Below are 19,298 nucleotides of genomic sequence, written 5' to 3' on the forward strand. Positions count from 1 at the left end.
AGCCGTTCAAGTCTCTGTCAAATTGACCGGACTTGCTCGACCTGCTGGAATTAAGTCGCGCCCCGCTTCCGGGACAACCCCTCTAACTTACCAGCTCATTCAGACCGCTCTGAACCGTCTTGTATGAACCAGAAGGAAGTGGGATTTGCCGGGCTTCTGTTGAGGCTCTTGCGAGCCCCTCGGCCGCCCTGCGCGAAGCAACTCTAGCAGTCTCCCGCACCTAGTTCGCGCCACACAGGTAATCGTAGGGTCCTTCCCTGGCCACAAGATCTTCAAACCTTGGTCATCGCCGCCCGTACGACACCCGAAGTCAAGCGGTCAGCAAGTCATCCGCAATCGCCCCTCGGTACGAAGGTAGCCACGAGCAGACTGCGCTCTCGGAGGTGCCCGCCATGACCCGCTCGGAGTTCGACGACATCCGTGCCTTTCTCGCCGATCCGGCGACCCATGCGGGAGACCTCCTGCGCATCGCCCGGACCCTGATCGACGACCTCGAACAGGCACGGGTGCGCGAGGCCGTCCTGCGTACCCATTACCTGCGGCTGCTCACGGCGGCGCGGACGACCGTGGCCGCGGACATGGTCGGCGCGCCCGACCCGCTCGCCTTCCTCACGCGCGAGCTGGCCGAGCGCGGCCAGCTGCCCGAGGACGAGGACGCCGTGCAGCAGATCCTGTCCGACGCCCGTACGGCTGAGGCGCTGCTCGCCTGCATGCAGGAGGGGCAGCAACAGCAACAGCCGCCGGTCGTGCGGATGCGCGGGATGCGCCTGCGGCGGTGCGTCGGCGCGCACCGGACGCTCCCCCGCTGAACCGGCCGGCCCCAGCCACTGATCACTCAGGGCTGATCCCTCAGGGGCTCAAGGCTTCGACCGGATGAGGACTGTGGCCATACCTGGCCTTGGCGACCTGGCTGTAAGACTGCGCTTATGTGGCAACGTGGGCTGAACTGGTCGGCAATCATCCTGGTCGGGATATTTGGTCTGATGTGGATCGGTGTTGTGATCTATGCGGACCAGACGTCTTCCCTGTGGGTGCGTGCCGCTCAGGTGCTCTTCGGGGCCTTGCTGCTCGGGTGGGCCGTGCTCAAGGCGGTCGTCCTGGTCAGGGATCAGGAGGGCTGAAACCGGTATCCCATTCCGGGCTCGGTCAGCAGGTGCACGGGGTGGGCCGGGTCGCGTTCGAGCTTGCGGCGCAGTTGGGCCATGTACTGGCGCAAGTAGTGCGTCTCCTTCAGATAGCCGGTGCCCCACACCTCGGTCAGCAGGTGTCGCTGGCTGATCAGTTTGCCGGGATTGCGAAGCAGGATCTCCAGGAAGTGCCACTCCGTCGGCGTCAGCCGTACGCCCCCTGAGATCGTCTTGCCTGCGAGGTCGATCACGTGATCGCCCAGCCGCACTGTCGCGGGTTCCTCTTCGTGCTGGTTCATGCGGCGGGTCACCGCGCGGATGCGGGCCAGCAGCTCGTCGATGCCGAACGGCTTGGTGACGTAGTCGTCGGCACCGGCGTCGAGCGCGTCCACCTTGTCCGTGCTGTCGGTACGCCCCGACAACACGATGATCGGGACCTTCGTCCAGCCGCGCAGCCCCTGGATCACCTCCACGCCGTCGAGATCGGGCAGGCCGAGGTCGAGGACGACCAGGTCGGGATGCCAGTCGGCGGCCTGGCGCAGCGCCGATGCGCCGTCGGGGGCGACCGCGACCTCGTAGTGCCTGGCCGCCAAATTGATGCGCAGAGCACGCAGGATCTGGGGCTCATCGTCGACGACGAGCACGCGGGTCACAGGGCCCTCCTCAGTGAAACCGTCATGGTGAGCCCTCCTCCGGGGGTGTCCTCAAGGAGCAGCGTGCCGCCCATCGCCTCGGTGAGGCCGCGCGAGAGCGCGAGGCCGAGGCCCACGCCGGTGTGGTTGTCGCGGTCGCCGAGTCGCTGGAAGGGCATGAACACCCTTTCATGCGCTTCTGTGGGGATTCCTGGCCCCCTGTCGATGACACGCAGTTCGACATGTTCGCCGTGCCAGCTCGCGGCGACGAGCACGGGCTCGGCTTCGGGGCTGTAGCGGACGGCGTTGGCCATCAAATTCACCAGGACGCGTTCGAGCAGCGCCGGGTCGGCCTGGAACTCCGGCAGGTCGGCCGGGATGTCACTGTTGACCCGGTCGCGCAGCGGGCCGAGGTCGTCGATGGCGCGTGGCAGCACGTCCTCGACGGCGACGGGCCGCAATGTGACGCCCAGGACGCCGGCCTGGAGACGGCTCATGTCGAGCAGGTTCGCCACGAGGCGGTTCAGTTTGATCAGGGACTCGTCGGCGGTGGCCAGCAGTTCGGCGCGGTCGTCGTCGGACCAGATGATGTCGGTGTTGCGCAGGCTCTCCACGGACGCCATGGCCGAGGCCAGGGGGGTGCGCAGGTCGTGGCCGACGGCGGCGAGCAACGCGGTGCGCATGCGGTCGGCCTCGGCCAGCGGTTCGGCGCGCTCGGCCGCCTCCCGCAGGCGTTCCTGGCGCAGGGCGACGGCGGCCTCTGCGGCGAACGCCTCCAGGACGCGGCGGTCGCTGGCGTCGAGCAGCCGGCCGCGGGTCGCGAGCACCAGCCGGTCGTCGATGGTGACCACGTCGCTCCCGCCATCCGGGCCGGTGTGGTTTGGGGTGGTGGCGGGCGGGGTGGTGATCGGGGGGCCGCCGGACGTGGCGACGATGCGCCAGTCATCCGATGGATCGTCCCTTTCGAGCAGGGTCACCGCGGTCAGCCCGAACGTCTCGCGCAACCGCCCGAGCAGCGAGGCCAGCGCGGACTCCCCGCGCAGCACGTGTCCGGCCAGTGTGGAGAGCACCTCGGCGTCCGCCCTGGACCGGGCCGCTTCCCTGCTGCGCCGGGCGGCCAGGTCCACGACCGTGCTCACCATGGCGGCGACCAGGACGAAGATGGCCAGCGAGAGCACGTTCTCAGGCTCGGCGATGGTCAGGGTGTGCACCGGCGGTGTGAAGAACCAGTTGAGCAGCCCGAACGCGAGCACCGCCGCTGTGAGCGCCGGCCACATCCCGCCCACCAGCGCGACGCCGACCACCAACAGCAGGAAGAGCAGGATCTCGCTGGGCAGGCTCAGGTCGAGCGGCGCGATCACGGCGGTGAGCGCCGGCATGGCGGCCAGGGTCAGCGCCCATCCGGCCGCCCTGCGCCGACGTGTCAGCGCTCCCCCGGACGGCGGCCGGCGGGAGCTTCCGCTGACGGCCTCGTGCGGGACCATGTGCACGTCGATCGAGCCGGACAGCGTGGCCGTCGTCATGCCCACGCCGCGGGTGAGCAGCTGCGCGAGCCGTCCTCGCCGGGAGGCGCCGAGGACGAGTTGCGAGGCGTTCACGCCGTCGGCGAACGCGATCAGCGCGCGCGGGATGTCGTCGCCCACGACCTGGTGGTAGGTGCCGCCGAGGTCCTCGACGAGTTTGCGCTGGCGGACCAGGTTGGCCGGGTCGCTCGCGGTGGACAGGGCGTCGGCCCGGGTGACGTGCACGGCGAGCAGGTCGGCGCCCTTGGTCCTGGCCGCGATGCGGGCGGCGCGGCGGACGAGGGTGTCGCCCTCAGGGCCGCCGGTGAGGGCGACGACGACACGTTCGCGGGCCTCCCAGGTGCCCGCTATGTCATGGTCGGCCCGGTACGCGATGAGCTGCCGGTCGACCCGGTCCGCCACCCAGAGCAGGGCGAGCTCCCGCAGGGCGGACAGGTTGCCGACGCGGAAGTAGTTGGCGAGGGCGGCGTCGACGCGTTCGGGCGGGTAGACGTTGCCGTGGGCGAGGCGGCGGCGCAGGGCCTCGGGTGACATGTCGACGAGTTCGAGCCGGTCGGCCCGCCGGACGAGATCGTCGGGGACGGTCTCCCGCTGCGGCAGGCCGGTGATCTGCTCGGCCACGTCGCGCAGAGACTCCAGGTGCTGGATGTTGAGCGTGGAGACGACGTCGATGCCGGCGTCCAGGATGTCCTGGACGTCCTGCCAGCGTTTGGCGTGCCGGGAACCGGGCGTGTTGGTGTGGGCGAGCTCGTCGACCAGCACGGCCGCGGGGCGGCGGGCGATGACCGCGTCGGTGTCGAGCTCGGTGAACGTGGCGCCGCGATGGACGACGGTGCGCCCCGGCACGATCTCCAGCCCGTCGAGCAGGCGGGCGACCTGGTCGCGGCCGTGGGTCTCGACATGGCCCACGACCACGTCACGTCCGCGTTCCTTGGCCCGTCGTGCCTCGCTGAGCATGGCGTAGGTCTTGCCGACGCCGGGCGCCGCACCCAGGTAGACCCGCAGCCGCCCGCGCGACGTGCTTCCCATTCCTCCAGGTTACGGCTGGTATGGCGGAGCGACTCCCCAGCCCCAGTGCGGAACCGGCGCCTCCGGAGGCGGGGTCGCGCCGGGCTGGGAGTTGTGCACGGCCAGCCGGGTGCCCCATTCGATGTAGCCGGCGAACGCGGCCCTGAACTCGGGGTCGTCGGGCAGGCCGACCTCGTCGGCGGCGTCCATGAGGAGGTTCACCCAGCGGCGGCGCTGCGGTTCGGTGATGGCCCGGCCCAGGTGGTGGGCGAGCATGTGGGAATATCCGCCGCGTTCGTGGGTGTACCGGTCAGGGCCGCCGAAGACCTCGCTGAGCCACATGGCGACGTATTTGGGGTGGTCGGGGTCCATGTGGGCGAACAGCGGCCCGATGAGGTCGTCCTTGAGGACGGTCCGGTAGAACGCCGCGGTCAGCCGTTCGAACGCCTCGGTCCCGCCCGCCCACTCGTAGATGGTCGGGACGTCTTTTTCCGTCATGTAATCATGTAATCAGCACCTGCGGCCGCAGGACAAGACTTGTCCGGAAACGACGAAGTCCCCGGTCGCCGTGTGGCGACCGGGGACTTCGGATTGGTAGCGGGGACAGGATTTGAACCTGCGACCTCTGGGTTATGAGCCCAGCGAGCTACCGAACTGCTCCACCCCGCGTCGGTGTGTTGTTATCAACTATACCGCCCTTCCGGAGTCCTCCGACCCGGCCGGGCTTGTCCGGGCGCGTCGGCGACGTGACCATGGGTCTCATGCTGCCCATGTGGGCCGATGACCTGGGCGGACATGAAGGATCGGCTCCTGGCGCCGCCCGATACCTCTTTACAACGCCACCGGCGCCCAGGGGTCGGGGGGCAGGAGGGCAACGGCGACCATTCGAGTTTCTTGAGACGGACGATGCCGGGTGGGACCTGCGGGGCCGCTGAAAAAGCAACGAGGCCCTGGCCGTCGGCCAGGACCTCGAATCTTGGTAGCGGGGGCAGGATTTGAACCTGCGACCTCTGGGTTATGAGCCCAGCGAGCTACCGAACTGCTCCACCCCGCGTCGCTGTCTTGCTTCTCAAGACTATCGGCGACGGGGGGCGGGCGCAAACCGAATGGGCTAGGTGGTGCCTCCCGCCTGCGTGCCCGAGGGTGTCGGCGTCGGTGTGGACGTGGCCGGCGGTGACGCGGACGGCGTCGCCGACGGTGAGGCGGAGGGAGAGGCCGAGGGCGACGGGGTGGCCGCCGGCTTGGCGTTGGCGCTCTCGATCTGCTTCAGCGCCTCCTCCAGCCGCTTCTGCGCCTTGCCGTACTCGTCCCAGTTCGGGGGGCTGGCCTGGAGGGCCTTCTGGGCGTCCTCGTAGGCCTTCTGGGCGTTGGAGATGGCGGTGTTCATCGCCGACGTGTTCGTCTGGTTGGGCGTGGTCTGCTGGGGCTGGGTGTTCGGCTGTTGCTGCTCGCCGCCGAAGACCTGCTCCAGCGCCTGGTCGAGGGTGTCGCCCGAGCCGACCTTGTTGCCGAACGCCACCAGCACCCGCCGCAGGATCGGGTACGGCTCCTGGCCGGTGCCGGCCTTGGTCTGCACGTAGACGGGCTCGATGTAGATCAGGCCGTTCGCGTAGGGCAGGGTCAGCAGGTTGCCGTACCTGACGTTGGCCTGGCCGAGGCCGAGGGGGCCAAGTTCGCCCGAGAACTTGTTCTGGAAGTTGTTCTGGGCCTGACCGGGGCCGGGGACCGTGGTGTTGGACGGCATGCGCAGGATGCGCAGCTTGCCGTAGTCCTTGCCCACCGTGGAGCCCGCCGCCATGAAGGCCGCCAGGTTGGGGCCTTCCCTCGGGACGAACGTCGTGGTCAGCGAGAACGACGGCTCGGACTCGTCGGGCATCGTCGCCGTCAGGTAGTACGGCGGCTGCTTGACCGACTGGTTGCCCTGCGACGGGTCGCTGGGGATGTTCCAGAAGTCCTGGGCGCTGTAGAAGGCGGCCGCGTTGGTGACGTGGTAGCGCGACAGCATGTAGCGCTGCACCTTGAACAGGTCTTCCGGGTAGCGGATGTGCGCCTGGAGGTCGGGGGTCATCTGCGAGGCGGGCTTGATCGTGCCGGGGAAGGCGTTGGACCACGTCTTCAGCACCGGGTCGTTGCCGTCCCAGGCGTAGAGCGTGACCGTGCCGTCGTAGGCGTCGACCGTGGCCTTGACCGAGTTGCGGATGTAGTTGATCTCGTCCTGCGGCTGCTGGGCGACCACGCGGCGGTCGGTGGCCAGGTCGCGGGTCATGTCGCCGAGGCTCTCGCTCTGCGAGTACGGGTACGCGTTGGAGGTGGTGTACCCGTCGAGGATCCAGGTGATCCGGCCGTCGACGATCGCCGGGTAGGCGTTGCCGTCGAGGGTCAGGAACGGCGCGACCTTCTCCACCCGCTCCCGCGGGTTGCGCACGTAGAGGATCTTGGAGTTGTCGTTGACGTCGCCCGACAACAGGATGTTCATCTCGCCGTACTTGGCGGCGTAGACGAGCCGGTTGAGTGCCGAGCCGATCGGCACGCCGCCCTTGCCGGTGTAGGTGGTGTTCTGCTGTCCGGTCTGGCCGCCGGAGACCGGGTAGTCGAGCTCCTGCGGGGTCTTGGGGTTGCCGCCGGCGATGACGTACTCGGAGGAGCCGGGGTTCTCGCCGAAGTAGACGCGCGACTCCTTGAGCCCGGTCGAGGCCGCGAGGTCGCCGGTGACCGGCATGTCCTTGCTGTCGTAGGCGGGCAGACCGCCCGCGTCGACCTGGTTGCCCGGCGCGGCGACGAAACCGTAGCCGTGGGTGTAGACCAGCGCGCGGTTGATCCAGTTGTTCTGGGGCGCGGGCGGGCCGAGCAGCTCGCGGACGCCGACCACGTGGTCGACCAGTTTGCCGTCCTTGCCGGGGTAGCGGTCGACGTCGAGCTGGTCGGGGAAGCCGTAGAAGCCGCGGATGCGCTGCGTCTGCTCGAACGTGGACGACACCAGCGCCGGGTCGAGCAGGCGCACGCCGGTCACCGACTCGTCGCCGCCGGCGCTGACCTTGGTCGGGTCGGCCTGGGCGTTGTAGTCGATCACTTCGGCGTTCTGCACGTCGTAGGCTGATCGGGTGGCTTGGATGTTCCGGTCGATGTAGAGGGCTTCCTTGCCCTGCTGGTTGGGCTTGACCTGGAACTGCTCGACCAGCGCCGGGTAGACGCCGCCGATCAGGATGGCCGAGAGCACGAGCAGGCCGAACGAGACGCCGGGCAGCATGCCGCCGGAGCGCACGACGCCGGCGAAGAACAGCGCGGCGCAGATCAACGCGATGATCGCGAGGATGTTCTTGGCCGGGAGCACCGCGTTGACGTCGGTGTAGGACGCGCCGTGCACGTAGCCGCGGTCGGAGAAGACCAGACCGAACCGGTCGATGTAGTAGGCGACGGCCTTGAGCAGGACGAACACGCCGAGCAGCACGGAAAGGTGGATCCGCGCGGCCCTGGAGGCGTGCACGCCCGGCGACTGCAGCCGGAAACCGCCGTAGAGGTAGTGGGTGATCGTGGCCAGGACGATCGAGATGATCACGGCGGTGAACAGGAAGTTCAGCACCATCCTGATGAACGGGTAGTCGAACATGAAGAACGAGATGTCCATGCCGAACAGCTCGTCCTTCTTGCCGAACGAGGCTCCGTTCACGAACTGCAGCCACGTCTTCCACTGCCCCGCGAACGAGGAGCCGGAGAAGAGCGCGAGCAGGCCCATGCCGACGATGAAGATCAGCTTGCGGTGGGGGTCGAGCGCCATGCGATAGCGGTCGGCTCCGCTGCCGCCGCCGAACACGGCGGGGCCGAACATCGGCCGGGTGCGGAAGGCCAGCAGCATGTTGCCGCCCGTGATGCCGACCATGAGCACCGCTCCGACGAGGAACAGCACGATCTGGGTCAGCAGCACCCCGGAGAAGACCGACGTGTAGTTGGTCGTGTCAAACCACAGGTAGTCGGTATAAATCCCAGAAAAGAGAAAAAACAGGGCCACGATCGCGACCAGCGCGATGGCCACAGGCAGAAGCAGCCGCGGCCGGCGTGGCAAGCGCATCGCCCTGCCGGCCCCTGGGGTCCGGAAGCTCAAGGCCAACCCCTCGTCGTGATGAAGAAACGGTCCGTGTCTGGCAACTTACACTGCAGCGCCAGCCGTACGGCTAACGCACGACGCTCGCCGGAAGTTTCATCCGGCCTCACAAGCGGGCACATTGCCCTTCCCGGTGCGCAGCGCGTCGAGCGCGAGCACCGCGTCGTGCAACGTGTCGGCCTTGACCAGCCGCAAGCCGTCGGGCACGGCCTTCATGGCCTCCGCGCAGTTGTCCGCGGGGGTGAGGAAGATGGTCGCGCCCGAGTCGCGGGCCCCCACCATCTTCTGGGCGATGCCGCCGATCGGCCCGACCTGGCCCTCGGTGTCGATGGTGCCGGTGCCGGCGATGCGCTTGCCGCCGGTGATCTCGCCGGGGGTCAGCTTGTCGAGTATGCCGAGCGAGAACATCAGCCCGGCGCTCGGCCCGCCGACGTCGCCCACGTTGATCTCGACGTCGAAGGGGAACTTGAACTTCTCCTGCATGAGCACACCGACGAGGGGCTTGCCGTCCTTGCTGGCGATCGGCTGCAGCGACACGTCGAGCTTCTGGCTGCCCCTGGTCACGTTGAAGGTCACGGTCTCGCCTGGCTTGTGCGCCTTGACGGTGTCTCCGACGAACTGAGAGTCGGTGGCCGGCTTGCCGTCGACCGCGTTGATCTGGTCGCCCTTCTGCAGCTTGCCGTCGGCGGGCTTGCCCTTCTCGGTGGACAGCACCGTGACGACCCGGTCGTAGTGGATCTTGAGCTCGTTGAGCGCGGCGGCCTTGGCGGAGTCTTGGGAGTTGGTCATCTCGACCGCGTTCTCCTCGTCGACCTTCTTCGCGTCGCGGCCGGGCGGGAAGATCGTCTCCTGCGGGACCACCGCGACGGTCGGGTCGATCCAGCCGCGCAACGCGGTCAGCAGGTCGATCTGGGCGGCCGGGCCGCCCTGGTAGGCCACCGTGACCAGGCTCAGCGCGCCGCTGGTGGGATAGGTCTGCCGGCCGTTGATCGAGATCACCGGCTTCTTGTCGATCTCGCCGATGGTGTTCTCGGTGGGGCCGGGACTCAGCACGACGTACGGGACCGGCCGGAACGCGCCCAGGACGCCCAGCGCGAGCACGAAGAAGCCCGCGAGCAGCAGGGTGAGGACGCGTCGTGACATGGTGATGAGCTTATTCGCAGGCGCCGACCCACTCGGTCTCGCCATCGGCGAACACCTGGTGTTTCCAGATGGGGACCTCCGCCTTGAGGTCGTCGATGAGCCTGCGTGAGGCCCTGAACGCCTCGTCGCGGTGTGGCGAGGCCACGGCGACGATCACCGCCGTGTCGCCGAGCCCCAGGTCGCCGACCCGGTGGACGGCGGCCATCGCGGTGACCGGGAAGTCGGCCGCGACCTTCTCGGCCACCCGGCGCAGCTCGTCGGGCGCCGAGGGATGGGCGGAGTAGGAGAGCCGGGTCACGGGTTTGCCGTGGTCCTGTTCGCGCACGGTGCCGATGAAGATCGCGGTGCCGCCCGCCGCGTGGTCTCCCACCGCGGCCAGCACCTCGTCCACGGACAACGGGGTGTCACGAATGCCGAGCAACCGGATGACGTCCACGGAAAGAGCCTAACCTCACGTTCCTACTGGCGACGCTTTTTACGGACCTGCCGGACGATCGCCGCGGTGCCGATGACGGCCACCGTCGCGCCGGCCGCGGTGAGCGTGGCCTCCTTGACCGGCAGCCGCCTGCCGACCACGGTGGTCCTGTTCTCGCGGAGCTCGAGGAGCTGCCGGAAGGCGGCCTCGTTGGTCCACGCGGGCTTCCAGCCCGCCTCGCGCAGCGCCGAGCAGTCGACGACCCACGGATAGACGACATAGTGCAGGTCGGTGGCGGGGGCCGGGGTGATGCCGAGCCGGTGCAGGCGCTGCGCGGTGCCGAACGTCAGCCCGGCCGGCAGCTCGAACCGCCGGATCCCGGACAGTTCCTCGACCTGCTCCTGCTCCAGCCAGCCGTCGGAGCCCACGGCCACCACCCCGGTGACGGCCCCCTTGGCGGCCAGCTCCAGCGCCGAGATGAGGTCGTCGATGTGGCAGAACTGCCAGTTGGGGTTGCAGCCCTTGACCGTGAGCAGCCTCGGCGACTCGAAGTGCCGGGTGATGACCGTGTCGACGCCCGGACCGACGACCGCCGCCGGGCGCAGCACCGTGACGTCCAGGCCCGGGTGGCTGCGCAGCGACCTGCGGACCAGCGACTCGATCTCCAGGTAGTCGCCCACGACGCCGGTGTCGGGCTCGGCGGCCACCGGGGAGTCCTCCGGCAGGGGGACCTCGTTGTCGGCCGCGGCGCCGTAGACCATGGCGCTGGTGACCAGGATCACCCGCCGCACGCGGGCGGCGGCGCAGGCGGTGAGCACCGTCTGGGCTGCTCTGAGGTTGTACGCGCGCCGCTCCCCCGGGTCGGAGTCGACGGCGTAGTCACCGGCCAGATGGACCAGGACGTCGATGTCGGAGATCCGGTTCGCCAAGAGCGGATCCCGTACGTCGATCACTCTCCACGTGGCTTCCTGAACGTCGCCGCGCTCCTCGTCGATGGCCACCACTCTGCGGAAATCCGCGGAGGATGCGAGCCTCACGAGCAACTCGCGGCCGATGCCGGAGGCCGCGCCGGTGACGGCGACGACGGGTTGACGCGGGCGTTTCGAGGTAGGCACCAGGTCCTCACTTTGCACTGATCCGCCGTAGGACGACTAACGTGGCGGATGTGGACTCCTCCATCCTGCACGAGGTAGAGCGGTGACTGACCTGCCAGGTCGCGAAAACGACCCTAACGAGAACCCGTTCGCCATGTTCGGCAACCCTGAGCAAATGGCTCAGGCGATGCGCCAGTTCGCCGACATGTTGTCGGCGCCCCAGGGTTCAGGCCCTGTCAACTGGGACATGGCCAAGAACATCGCACGACACGCCGTGGTCGCCCAAGGCGATCCGAGCGTCATGGAAGGCGAGCGCCGACAGATCGTCGAGGCGCTGAGCCTGGCCGACCTGTGGCTGAACGAGGCGACGACGCTGCCGAGCGGCGTGTCCAACCCGCAGGCCTGGAGCCGGTCGGAGTGGATCGAGAACACGGTCCCCGTCTGGCGGAAGCTTTGCGAGCCCGTGGCCGAACGCATGGTCGAGACCATGGGCGGCGCGCTCGGCGGCTCCGGGCTGCCTCCGGAGGCCCAGCAGATGGCCGGGCCGCTGATGGGCATGCTCAAGCAGATGGGCGGCATGATGGTCGGTCAGCAGATCGGCCAGGCGCTCGGCTCGCTGGCGCGCGAGGTGATCGGCACGACCGACATCGGCCTGCCGCTGTCCGGCACCGCGGCGCTGCTGCCCGGCGGCATCTCGTCCTTCAGTGAGGGCCTCGAGATCCCCGCCGACGAGATCCGGCTCTATCTGGCGCTGCGCGAGGCCGCGCACCACCGGTTGTTCCAGCACGTCCCGTGGCTGCGTTCGCACCTGCTCGGGGCCGTCGAGGAATACGCCAGGGGCATCACCGTGGACACCTCCGCGCTGGAGGAGCAGATCCGCGGGCTCGACATCAACAACCCCGAGGCCATCCAGGAGGCGCTGAGCGGCGGCGCGCTGCTCAAGCCCGAGGAGACCGAGCGGCAGAAGGCCGCCCTGGCCCGTCTGGAGACGATGCTCGCCCTGGTCGAGGGGTGGGTGGCCACGGTGGTCGACCGGGCCGCCGACGGCAAGCTGCCCTCGGCGGTCGCGCTGGCGGAGACCGTACGCAGGCGCCGGGCGACCGGTGGGCCCGCGGAGCTGACGTTCGGCACGCTGGTCGGGCTGGAGTTGCGGCCCCGGCGGCTGCGCGAGGCCGCGGCGCTGTGGCGCGCGCTGGAGACCGAGCGCGGCGTCGACGGGCGCGACGCCCTGTGGGGCCACCCCGACCTCATGCCGACGGCCGAAGACCTCGACGACCCCGACGCGTTCGTACGCGGCGAGGCCGCCTGGGACATCTCCCAGTTGGAGGCCAAGCCCGACGACGAGAACGGCGACCAGGACGGCGGCCGGTGACCCTGCACGACGACGCGGTGGCGGTGCTGTCCTCCTGGACCGCGCCGACCCCCGAGGAGGAGGCGCTGCGCGTCGAGTTCCTCGGCCATCTGCGAACGTACGACGACGCCATGTGGCGCGCGTGCGCACCCGGCCACCTGACGGCCACCACCGCCGTGCTCAGCCACGACGGCGCCCGGGTGCTGCTCACGCTGCATCCGAAGGCCGGGCAGTGGCTGCCCATGGGCGGCCACTGCGAGGACTTCGACGCCACGCTGGAGGCGGTGGCGCTGCGCGAGGCCACCGAGGAGTCGGGAATCGCCGGACTTGAGCTGCTGCCCGGCCCGCTGGCCGTGGACAAGCACGAGGTCTGGTGCCATCCGCCGCGCAGCTGGCACCTCGACGTCGAGTACGCGGCCGTGGCCCCTCCAGGCGCCGAGGCCGTCATGAGCGACGAGTCGCTCGACCTGCGCTGGTTTCCCGTCGACGAGATCCCCGAGCTGTCCGACGAGGCCACGCGCCGGCTGGCCGCACGCGGACGCGCCGCGCTCGGCTCGCGCTCGCGTTCGCTCGGCTAGAGTCCTTCGCATCGTTCCAAGGGGGGCCGCGTGGAGACATCTGCCGTTGGCGGCACGATCGTGACGCCTGCCCGCAAGCCGCGGAAGCTGCCCGGCAACCTCCTGACCTGGCTGGCCGTGACACCCTTCGCGGCCTGGGCGGTGGCCAGGGTGGCCGGGCTGGAACGAGGTTCGCTGCCCACGCAGCTCATGACGGCGACGCCGTACGCGGCGGCCGGGTCCCTGGTCCCCCTCCTGATCGCCGCGGTCGGGCGCAAGCGGGCCGCGACAGCCGTCGCGCTGCTCGCCACGACCGCGCTCGGGTTCAGCGTCCTGCCCCGCGCGCTGGGCACGGCCGAGGCCACGACCGGCAGGCCGTTCAAGGTCATGACCATCAACATGTTGTTCGGCAAGGCGGACGCGCAGGTGATCGTGAACCTGGTGCGCGAGTTCGGGCCCGACGTGCTGAGCACCCAGGAGCTGACCCCCGGCGCCGTGGCCGACATGGACGCGGCCGGCCTGAAGGAGCTCATGCCCCACCGCGTGCTCGAGGACGAATGGGACGCCGGCGGGAGCGGCCTCTACTCCAGGCACCCGCTCCAGCCGCTCGACGACGTTGTGCCTCCGGTGGGCCACAAGATGCCCGCGGCCATGGTGTCGCTGCCGGGTGGGAAGCCGATCGAGTTCGTCGACGTCCATCCCTACCCGCCGCTCGGCCCCAACGTGGTCAACTGGAACGAGGCGCTCTCCAGCCTTCCTTCCGCCGGCGGCGAAACCGTGCGGATCCTCGCCGGCGACTTCAACGCCTCGCTCGACCACGCCTCGCTGCGCAGGCTGCTGGCCCGTGGGTACAAGGACGCGGCCGACCAGGTGGGCGCGGGGCTGATCCCCACGTGGCCGGCCAACAAGCGGGTGCCGCCGATCATCACCATCGACCACGTGCTGGTGGACGAGCGGGTGGGCGTCAGGGAGGTCAGCGTGCGCGATGTGCCGGGCACCGACCACCGGGCCGTGCTGGCCGAGCTCACCGTGCCCTGACGGAGGGTCAGCGGCCGGCGATCAGGGCTCGGGTGTTGTCCCAGCCTTCGAGGCCCGGGTCGAGGCGTTCGACGTCGTCGTGCGTGCGCAGGCGGTGCCATCCGGAGATCGTGGCGACCCTGCGCGGGCCCGGGGCCTGAGCTCTGAGGACGGCGACGACGTCGGGGGCGTCGAGGTCGGGGTCGGCCCAGGCAGGGAGCGGCAGTGAGCAGGCCAGCGCCACCGCGCCGCCGTCCGCCGCCGGGCAGACGGTGATCTCGGCCCGGCCCAGCTCCCTGAACAGCTTGCCGACCAGCAGCGAGGGCAGGTCGGGCGCGTCGGCGTTGATCACCGCGGCCTGGTCGCCGGACAGGCGGCCGAGGACGGCTCGCAGCGGCTCGTCCTCGTCGACCGTGATGATCTCCGTGCCGGGCCAGACGATGTCGTCGAGGCCGGGGACGGCCGTGATCAGGACCGGGGTGACGAACTCCAGACCGGCGACCATTTCGTAGGTGTCCTCGGCCACGGCCTCCAGGAACTGCCGTGGATCGACGCCGGGGGGCGCCGCTTCGGCCATGCGGCCGCGTACCAGGACGGCGACGATGCGCGTCAACACTCCTCCGGTGCCGTGTGGGCCGCCGCGGAGAATCCTTCGAGGAACCCGCGCGCCCGCTCCGCCTTCGGATACTGTTCTACCAGCGCCCAGAACCCCGGGCCATGGCTCGGCACGATCAGGTGCGCCAGCTCGTGGATGATGACGTAGTTGATGACCCACTCGGGCAGGCCCTTGAGCCGGGTCGAGATCCTTATCGTGCCGTTCTCCGGGGTGCAGGAGCCCCAGCGATGCTGCTGGTTGTCGACCCATCGAACGCTCACGGGGTCGGGCCGGCCGTTGAGGTACTTCACCGACAGTTCCCTCGCCCGTTCGAGCAGGGCCTCGTCGGTCGGCCTTCGTCGTTCTTCCTTGGCGGCCAGCCGGTCGAGCATCCGGCTCACCCATTCATCCGCGTCTTCGCCGCTCAGCCAGGCGGGCAGGAGCACGATCGTCTTGTCGCCGTCGCGGTAGGCGGAGACCGTACGCCGGCGACGAGAACTGCGACGGACCTCGACTGTCTCGGGGGGCACATAAGCACGTTAGCCGAGACTGGCGAAATTCCACAGAGGGTGGACGTTGTTTTCGCTGGTCAGATGATTAAGAGCCGGTGAATTTGGGCATGCGCCTTTCCCGATGCGCCGCCAGGCCCTCCAGCAGGTCGGATGATGCCATGGTCACGGGCTGGGCCAAGGATTCCCACCTCAGAGCGGCTGCCAGGTCTTGATGGTCTTGGTTCAGGGCGACCTTTGTGAGGCGGGTGGCGACTGGAGCCATCTCTGCGATCTTCTTGGCGATGACCGAAACCTCGGAGAGAAGGTCATTCTTCGGGAAAGATTGATTTACCAAGCCTTTATCTGCCGCTTCCGTACCCGTAAGGAGACGGCCCGTCAGGAGCATCTCCCGGGCCAGTGCCGTACCGGCTCTTCTGGGCAGCAGGTAGGTGGCGGCCATGCCCGGGTGGAGCCCGAGCTGGGTGAAGGGGGCCAGCAGTTTGGCGTCGTCGGCGGCGTAGACGAGGTCGCAGGCCAGGGCCACGCACAGGCCCGCGCCGACGGCGGGGCCGTTGACCGCGGCGACGGTGGGCACCTCCAGGTCGGCGATCATCAGCCAGGTACGGTAGAAGGCGAGCATGCGGTCGCGCAGCGGCGGCACGGCCTCGGCGCCCCGCTCGCCGATCCAAGACAGGTCACCGCCCGAGGAGAACGCGCTTCCCGCTCCGGTGACGACGACGCAGCGCAGGTCGCGGTCGGCGGCCAGGGTTGTCATGATTTCGCGCCATTCGGCCGTCATGGTGTCGGTCATGGCGTTGCGGAGGTCCGGGCGGTTGAGGGTGAGGACGACGACTCCGTCGTCTGTGCGGTCGACCAAGATCTCGCTCATGCGGCGAAGCGTAACGCTCCGCGGGGCGCGGATGTGGTTGCGGTGCGCGGCTTGGCTGGGTGAGGACGCGGCTTGCCTCAGGTGCGGATGCGGTCTTCAGCTTGCCTCGGGGCGCTCCGCGGTGGGGTGTTGTCCACAGGGCGGGCGTTGTGGTGGGGGGTTGTCCACAGGCGGCGCGGAACCGGCTCGGGATCTTGGTCGGACGTGCGAACCTTCCGGCCATGAGGCCACGTGTGAAGCCGGCCCTCCGGCGAATCCTCCGCGACGAGCACACCCTGCAGTACGGCGTGCATCCCCTCCGGGCCATCACGCTGACCGGCCTGACGAGATCGGTGCGTCAGTGGATCGAGGGGCTCGACGGCACCCGCGATCTGCGGAGGGTGATGCGCGACGCGGCGGCGGCCGGTCTCGATGAGCCGTGCGCCCAGGCTCTGCTCGACTACCTCGCCACGCGGGGCGCCCTGCACGACGCCGGCCCGTTCCCGGCGCCGCTGCGGGAGCTCTCCCTCGCCGAGCGGGATCGACTGAAACCCGACCTCGACGCGCTCGACCTGGCCTCCAATACCCCGGAGGGCGGCGTCGAGCTGTTGCGGCGTCGGCGGGAGGCGAAGGTCCGGGTCTACGGTGCCGGGCGCGTGGGAGCGCAGGTCGTCGCCCTGCTCGCGGCCGGCGGGGTCGGCGACATCCGGGTGATCGATCCCGGGCCGGTCCGGCCGGGGGACATCACGCCGGGCGGGCTGACGTGGGCCGAGGTGGGGCTGTCCCGGGAGGAGGGGGCGGCGGCGGTCGCCCGGCGGCTGCTCTCTCCCCCGCCGAAGAACGTGCCGTCCGTTCCGCCTCCGCGCGACCGCACCTCACCCCCTCGACCCGGCGGTCGGAACGCGACGCCCGCCGGTGACGCGACCGGCCGGCCAGCACGCAGCGGGCCTACGCCGTCCGGCGATACGACCGCACAGCCCAGGCGGTCCGACGGCACGACCGCACAACGCAGGCGGCCGGGCGTCACACCGTCCGGTGGCACGCCTGCACAGCCCAGACGGGCGGACGTCACGCCGTCCGGCATCGCCGCCGCGCGGGTCTCGCCTGCCACGCCACTCGTTCCGACGGTGCCGCCCACTCCGGCGGAGGTTAGCCAGGACGCCGTTCCGTCCTCCAACATCCTGGCCGGAGCTCCGCATCTGGGGGACGGCACGGCACGTCCCGATCTCGCCATCCTGGCGCCTGTGGGACCCTTGGACGGGGTGCTGGTCAACGAGCTGGCCGACTTCGGCATCCCGCATCTGCTGGTGTCGGCCTTCGAAGGGCACGGGTCCGTCGGCCCGCTGGTGTTTCCCGGGGAGACGACATGCCTCCACTGTCTCGACCTGACGCGCCGCGATCACGATCCCGCCTGGCCGATCGTCACCGCCAGGCTGGGCGGCTATCCGCCCGGCGAGATCGCCTGCGACGCGACTCTCGCCACGCTCGTCGCGGCCGCCGCGACCGGCCAGGCGCTTGCTCATCTCGAAGGCCGGGCGACCTCTGTGACGAACGGCACAATGGACGTAATGCCTGATTGGTGCTGGAAAAGACGGTCGTGGAGCGGTCATCCGCAATGTCGTTGTATGCGAAACAATCCATATTCGCTAACAATGGACATGTCACCTACCAGCGACTGACGTGCTCAGGGGACGACCACGAAGGGGGGAAGCGGCATCTCGGGCGAGGTTCCGCGCATGAGTGTGAGCGATCTTCCGCGCCGGGCAGTCACCCGCTCAGCCAAGTTGGCCACCCTTCCGCTCGGGTTCGCCGGGCGGGCCGCCCTCGGCCTCGGCAAGCGCATCGGCGGCAAGTCAGCAGAAATCGTGGCCCAGGAGGTTCAGCAGCGCACCGCCGAGCAGATCTTCAAGGTGCTCGGCGAGCTCAAGGGCGGGGCGATGAAGCTCGGGCAGGCACTGTCGATCTTCGAGGCGGCGCTTCCGCCGGAGATCGTCGGCCCCTACCGGGCGACCTTCACGAAACTGCAGGACGCCGCTCCTCCGCTGCCGGTCGCCACCGTCCACAAGGTGCTCGCCGAGCAGCTGGGGGACGATTGGCGCAAACACTTCCTCTCGTTCGACGACCGGCCCACGGCCGCCGCCTCGATCGGCCAGGTGCACAAGGCCGTCTGGAACGACGGGCGCGAGGTGGCCGTCAAGATCCAGTACCCGGGGGCGGGCAAGGCGCTGCTCGGCGACTTCACACAGCTGGCCCGGCTGGGAAAGATGTTCGGGGCGTTGCTGCCCGGCCTCGACATGAAGGCGCTGCTGGCCGAGCTGCGCGAGCGGATCGCCGAGGAGCTCGACTACCTTCGCGAGGCCGAGGCACAGCACGCCTTCGCGCTGGAGTACAACGGCGATCCCGACTTCCACGTTCCTGATGTGGTGGCGGCCAACGAGATGGTGCTGGTCAGCGAGTGGATGGACGGCACTCCCCTGTCGCGGGTGATCACCGAGGGCAGCAAGGAGGAGCGTGATCACGCGGGGCTGCTGTTCGTCCGGTTCCTGTTCTGCTCGCCTGCCCGGGTCGGCATGCTGCACGCCGATCCCCATCCGGGCAACTTCCGCGTGCTGGCCAACGGCAAGCTCGGCGTCCTCGACTTCGGCGCGGTCAACCGGTTGCCCGGCGGGTATCCGAAGGTCTTCGGGCAGCTCACGCGCATCTTCAACCAGGGCGACATGGACACCGTGATGACGGGTCTCCGTGACGAGGGCTTCATCCGTCAGGACATCGACATCGACCCCGACGCCCTGCGCGCTTTCCTGGCGCCGTACGTGGAGCCGACGGCCGTGGAGGAGTTCACCTTCAGCCGGGAGTGGCTGCAGGCCCAGGCCGCCAGCGTCACCGACCTCCGCCCGACGAACGTGGTTCGCCAGCTCAACCTGCCGCCGTCGTACGTGCTCATCCATCGGGTGCATGCGGCCGGTGTCGGGGTCCTCTGCCAGCTCGGCACCACGGCGCGTTTCCGTGACGAGGTGATCCGCTGGGTTCCGGGCTTCACCGACGACCCGAACGGCGAGGCACTGGCGATCGGCTGATCAGGCGGCGCTTGCGCTTGCGCTTTGTGGGCGGAGACGGCGCCTTGCTTGTGGAGATGTACGGCTAGCGTAGAGATGCGCCGCCGGCTCAGGAGATGCACGGCTGGCTCGCCGGGAAGCGAGGGTGACCGCAGCATCTACTGCCGATGCGCTCAAGCCGCGCCGCGGGATGGCGGGGAGAGGGCGAGGACATCGGCCTCATCCTCGTCTTCCTACGCAGCTTTCCTACGCAGCCAACAGGACGTCTTGCCGGGAGGGTGTTGTTGGTCTTCCTCGACCGTCGCCCTCACTCCCGACTTCG

The 19,298-nt window shown here is 69.3% G+C and carries 17 protein-coding genes and 2 tRNA genes; 7 read left to right on the top strand and 12 right to left on the bottom strand.

Annotation, left to right across the window (positions count from 1 at the left end; genetic code table 11):
- Positions 1-392 precede the first annotated feature (392 nt).
- Both ABZ459_RS49260 and ABZ459_RS49265 read left to right on the top strand, forming a co-directional pair.
- A complete protein-coding gene (locus ABZ459_RS49260) occupies positions 393-809 on the top strand; it encodes a hypothetical protein (protein WP_357987283.1) in 417 nt (138 codons plus the stop codon).
- Positions 810-983: 174 nt separating this feature from the next.
- Entirely contained in the window at positions 984-1,121 is a 138-nt protein-coding gene (locus ABZ459_RS49265; protein WP_357987286.1) for a hypothetical protein, read from the top strand.
- Here ABZ459_RS49265 and ABZ459_RS49270 read toward each other — a convergent pair.
- The 9 genes from ABZ459_RS49270 to ABZ459_RS49310 all read right to left on the bottom strand — a co-directional run bounded on the left by ABZ459_RS49270 (position 1,109) and on the right by ABZ459_RS49310 (position 11,065).
- Positions 1,109-1,780, bottom strand: coding sequence for a response regulator (locus ABZ459_RS49270; RefSeq protein WP_357987289.1), 672 nt, complete (start codon positions 1,778-1,780; stop codon positions 1,109-1,111). The genes ABZ459_RS49265 and ABZ459_RS49270 overlap by 13 nt on opposite strands.
- Complete coding sequence (locus ABZ459_RS49275) at positions 1,777-4,311, bottom strand: DUF4118 domain-containing protein (RefSeq protein WP_357987292.1); 2,535 nt, start codon at positions 4,309-4,311, stop codon at positions 1,777-1,779. Before ABZ459_RS49275 ends, ABZ459_RS49270 begins: the two co-directional genes overlap by 4 nt.
- Before the next feature lie 9 nt (positions 4,312-4,320).
- Positions 4,321-4,788, bottom strand: coding sequence for a group II truncated hemoglobin (locus tag ABZ459_RS49280; protein WP_357987295.1), 468 nt, complete (start codon positions 4,786-4,788; stop codon positions 4,321-4,323).
- A gap of 94 nt (positions 4,789-4,882) precedes the next feature.
- Positions 4,883-4,959, bottom strand: a tRNA-Met gene (locus tag ABZ459_RS49285).
- A gap of 308 nt (positions 4,960-5,267) precedes the next feature.
- Positions 5,268-5,344 (bottom strand) — tRNA-Met (locus ABZ459_RS49290).
- 57 nt (positions 5,345-5,401) lie between these two features.
- On the bottom strand, positions 5,402-8,356 hold the full coding sequence (locus ABZ459_RS49295) for a UPF0182 family protein (protein ID WP_357987298.1): 2,955 nt from the start codon (positions 8,354-8,356) through the stop codon (positions 5,402-5,404).
- A 129-nt stretch (positions 8,357-8,485) separates the two neighbouring features.
- Positions 8,486-9,532, bottom strand: coding sequence for a PDZ domain-containing protein (locus tag ABZ459_RS49300; protein ID WP_357987301.1), 1,047 nt, complete (start codon positions 9,530-9,532; stop codon positions 8,486-8,488).
- 10 nt (positions 9,533-9,542) lie between these two features.
- Entirely contained in the window at positions 9,543-9,968 is a 426-nt protein-coding gene (locus ABZ459_RS49305) for a molybdenum cofactor biosynthesis protein MoaE (RefSeq protein ID WP_357987304.1), read from the bottom strand.
- Between the two features lie 23 nt (positions 9,969-9,991).
- A complete protein-coding gene (locus tag ABZ459_RS49310) occupies positions 9,992-11,065 on the bottom strand; it encodes an NAD-dependent epimerase/dehydratase family protein (RefSeq protein ID WP_357987409.1) in 1,074 nt (357 codons plus the stop codon).
- Positions 11,066-11,195: 130 nt separating this feature from the next.
- Between ABZ459_RS49310 and ABZ459_RS49315 the strand changes: the two genes are divergently transcribed.
- The 3 genes from ABZ459_RS49315 to ABZ459_RS49325 are packed head-to-tail and all read left to right on the top strand — an operon-like array spanning position 11,196 to position 13,987.
- Entirely contained in the window at positions 11,196-12,413 is a 1,218-nt protein-coding gene (locus ABZ459_RS49315) for a zinc-dependent metalloprotease (protein ID WP_357987307.1), read from the top strand.
- Complete coding sequence (locus tag ABZ459_RS49320) at positions 12,410-12,970, top strand: NUDIX domain-containing protein (protein ID WP_357987310.1); 561 nt, start codon at positions 12,410-12,412, stop codon at positions 12,968-12,970. The genes ABZ459_RS49315 and ABZ459_RS49320 overlap by 4 nt, the downstream gene beginning before the upstream one ends.
- Before the next feature lie 30 nt (positions 12,971-13,000).
- Positions 13,001-13,987, top strand: a complete 987-nt coding sequence (locus ABZ459_RS49325) for an endonuclease/exonuclease/phosphatase family protein (protein WP_357987313.1) — start codon at positions 13,001-13,003, stop codon at positions 13,985-13,987.
- 7 nt (positions 13,988-13,994) lie between these two features.
- Here the strand turns inward: ABZ459_RS49325 and ABZ459_RS49330 are convergent, their stop codons facing one another.
- From ABZ459_RS49330 to ABZ459_RS49340, 3 genes are all read right to left on the bottom strand, one after another.
- A complete protein-coding gene (locus tag ABZ459_RS49330) occupies positions 13,995-14,579 on the bottom strand; it encodes a hypothetical protein (protein ID WP_357987316.1) in 585 nt (194 codons plus the stop codon).
- Complete coding sequence (locus tag ABZ459_RS49335; RefSeq protein WP_357987319.1) at positions 14,576-15,091, bottom strand: M48 family metallopeptidase; 516 nt, start codon at positions 15,089-15,091, stop codon at positions 14,576-14,578. The genes ABZ459_RS49330 and ABZ459_RS49335 overlap by 4 nt, the downstream gene beginning before the upstream one ends.
- 67 nt (positions 15,092-15,158) lie before the next feature.
- The gene (locus ABZ459_RS49340) at positions 15,159-15,941 is read right to left on the bottom strand and encodes an enoyl-CoA hydratase-related protein (protein WP_357987322.1); all 783 of its coding nucleotides are present in this window, start codon (positions 15,939-15,941) and stop codon (positions 15,159-15,161) included.
- Between the two features lie 233 nt (positions 15,942-16,174).
- On the opposite strand from ABZ459_RS49340, the gene ABZ459_RS49345 reads away from it, so the two are divergent.
- Both ABZ459_RS49345 and ABZ459_RS49350 read left to right on the top strand, forming a co-directional pair.
- On the top strand, positions 16,175-17,599 hold the full coding sequence (locus ABZ459_RS49345) for a thiamine biosynthesis protein ThiF (RefSeq protein WP_357987324.1): 1,425 nt from the start codon (positions 16,175-16,177) through the stop codon (positions 17,597-17,599).
- A gap of 63 nt (positions 17,600-17,662) precedes the next feature.
- Positions 17,663-18,997 carry an AarF/UbiB family protein gene (locus ABZ459_RS49350; protein ID WP_357987413.1) on the top strand — a complete coding sequence of 445 codons (1,335 nt, stop codon included), beginning with the start codon at positions 17,663-17,665 and terminating at the stop codon, positions 18,995-18,997.
- Positions 18,998-19,298 lie beyond the last annotated feature (301 nt).

It is taken from the genome of Nonomuraea sp. NPDC005692 (assembly GCF_040631115.1).
Lineage (GTDB): Bacteria > Actinomycetota > Actinomycetes > Streptosporangiales > Streptosporangiaceae > Nonomuraea.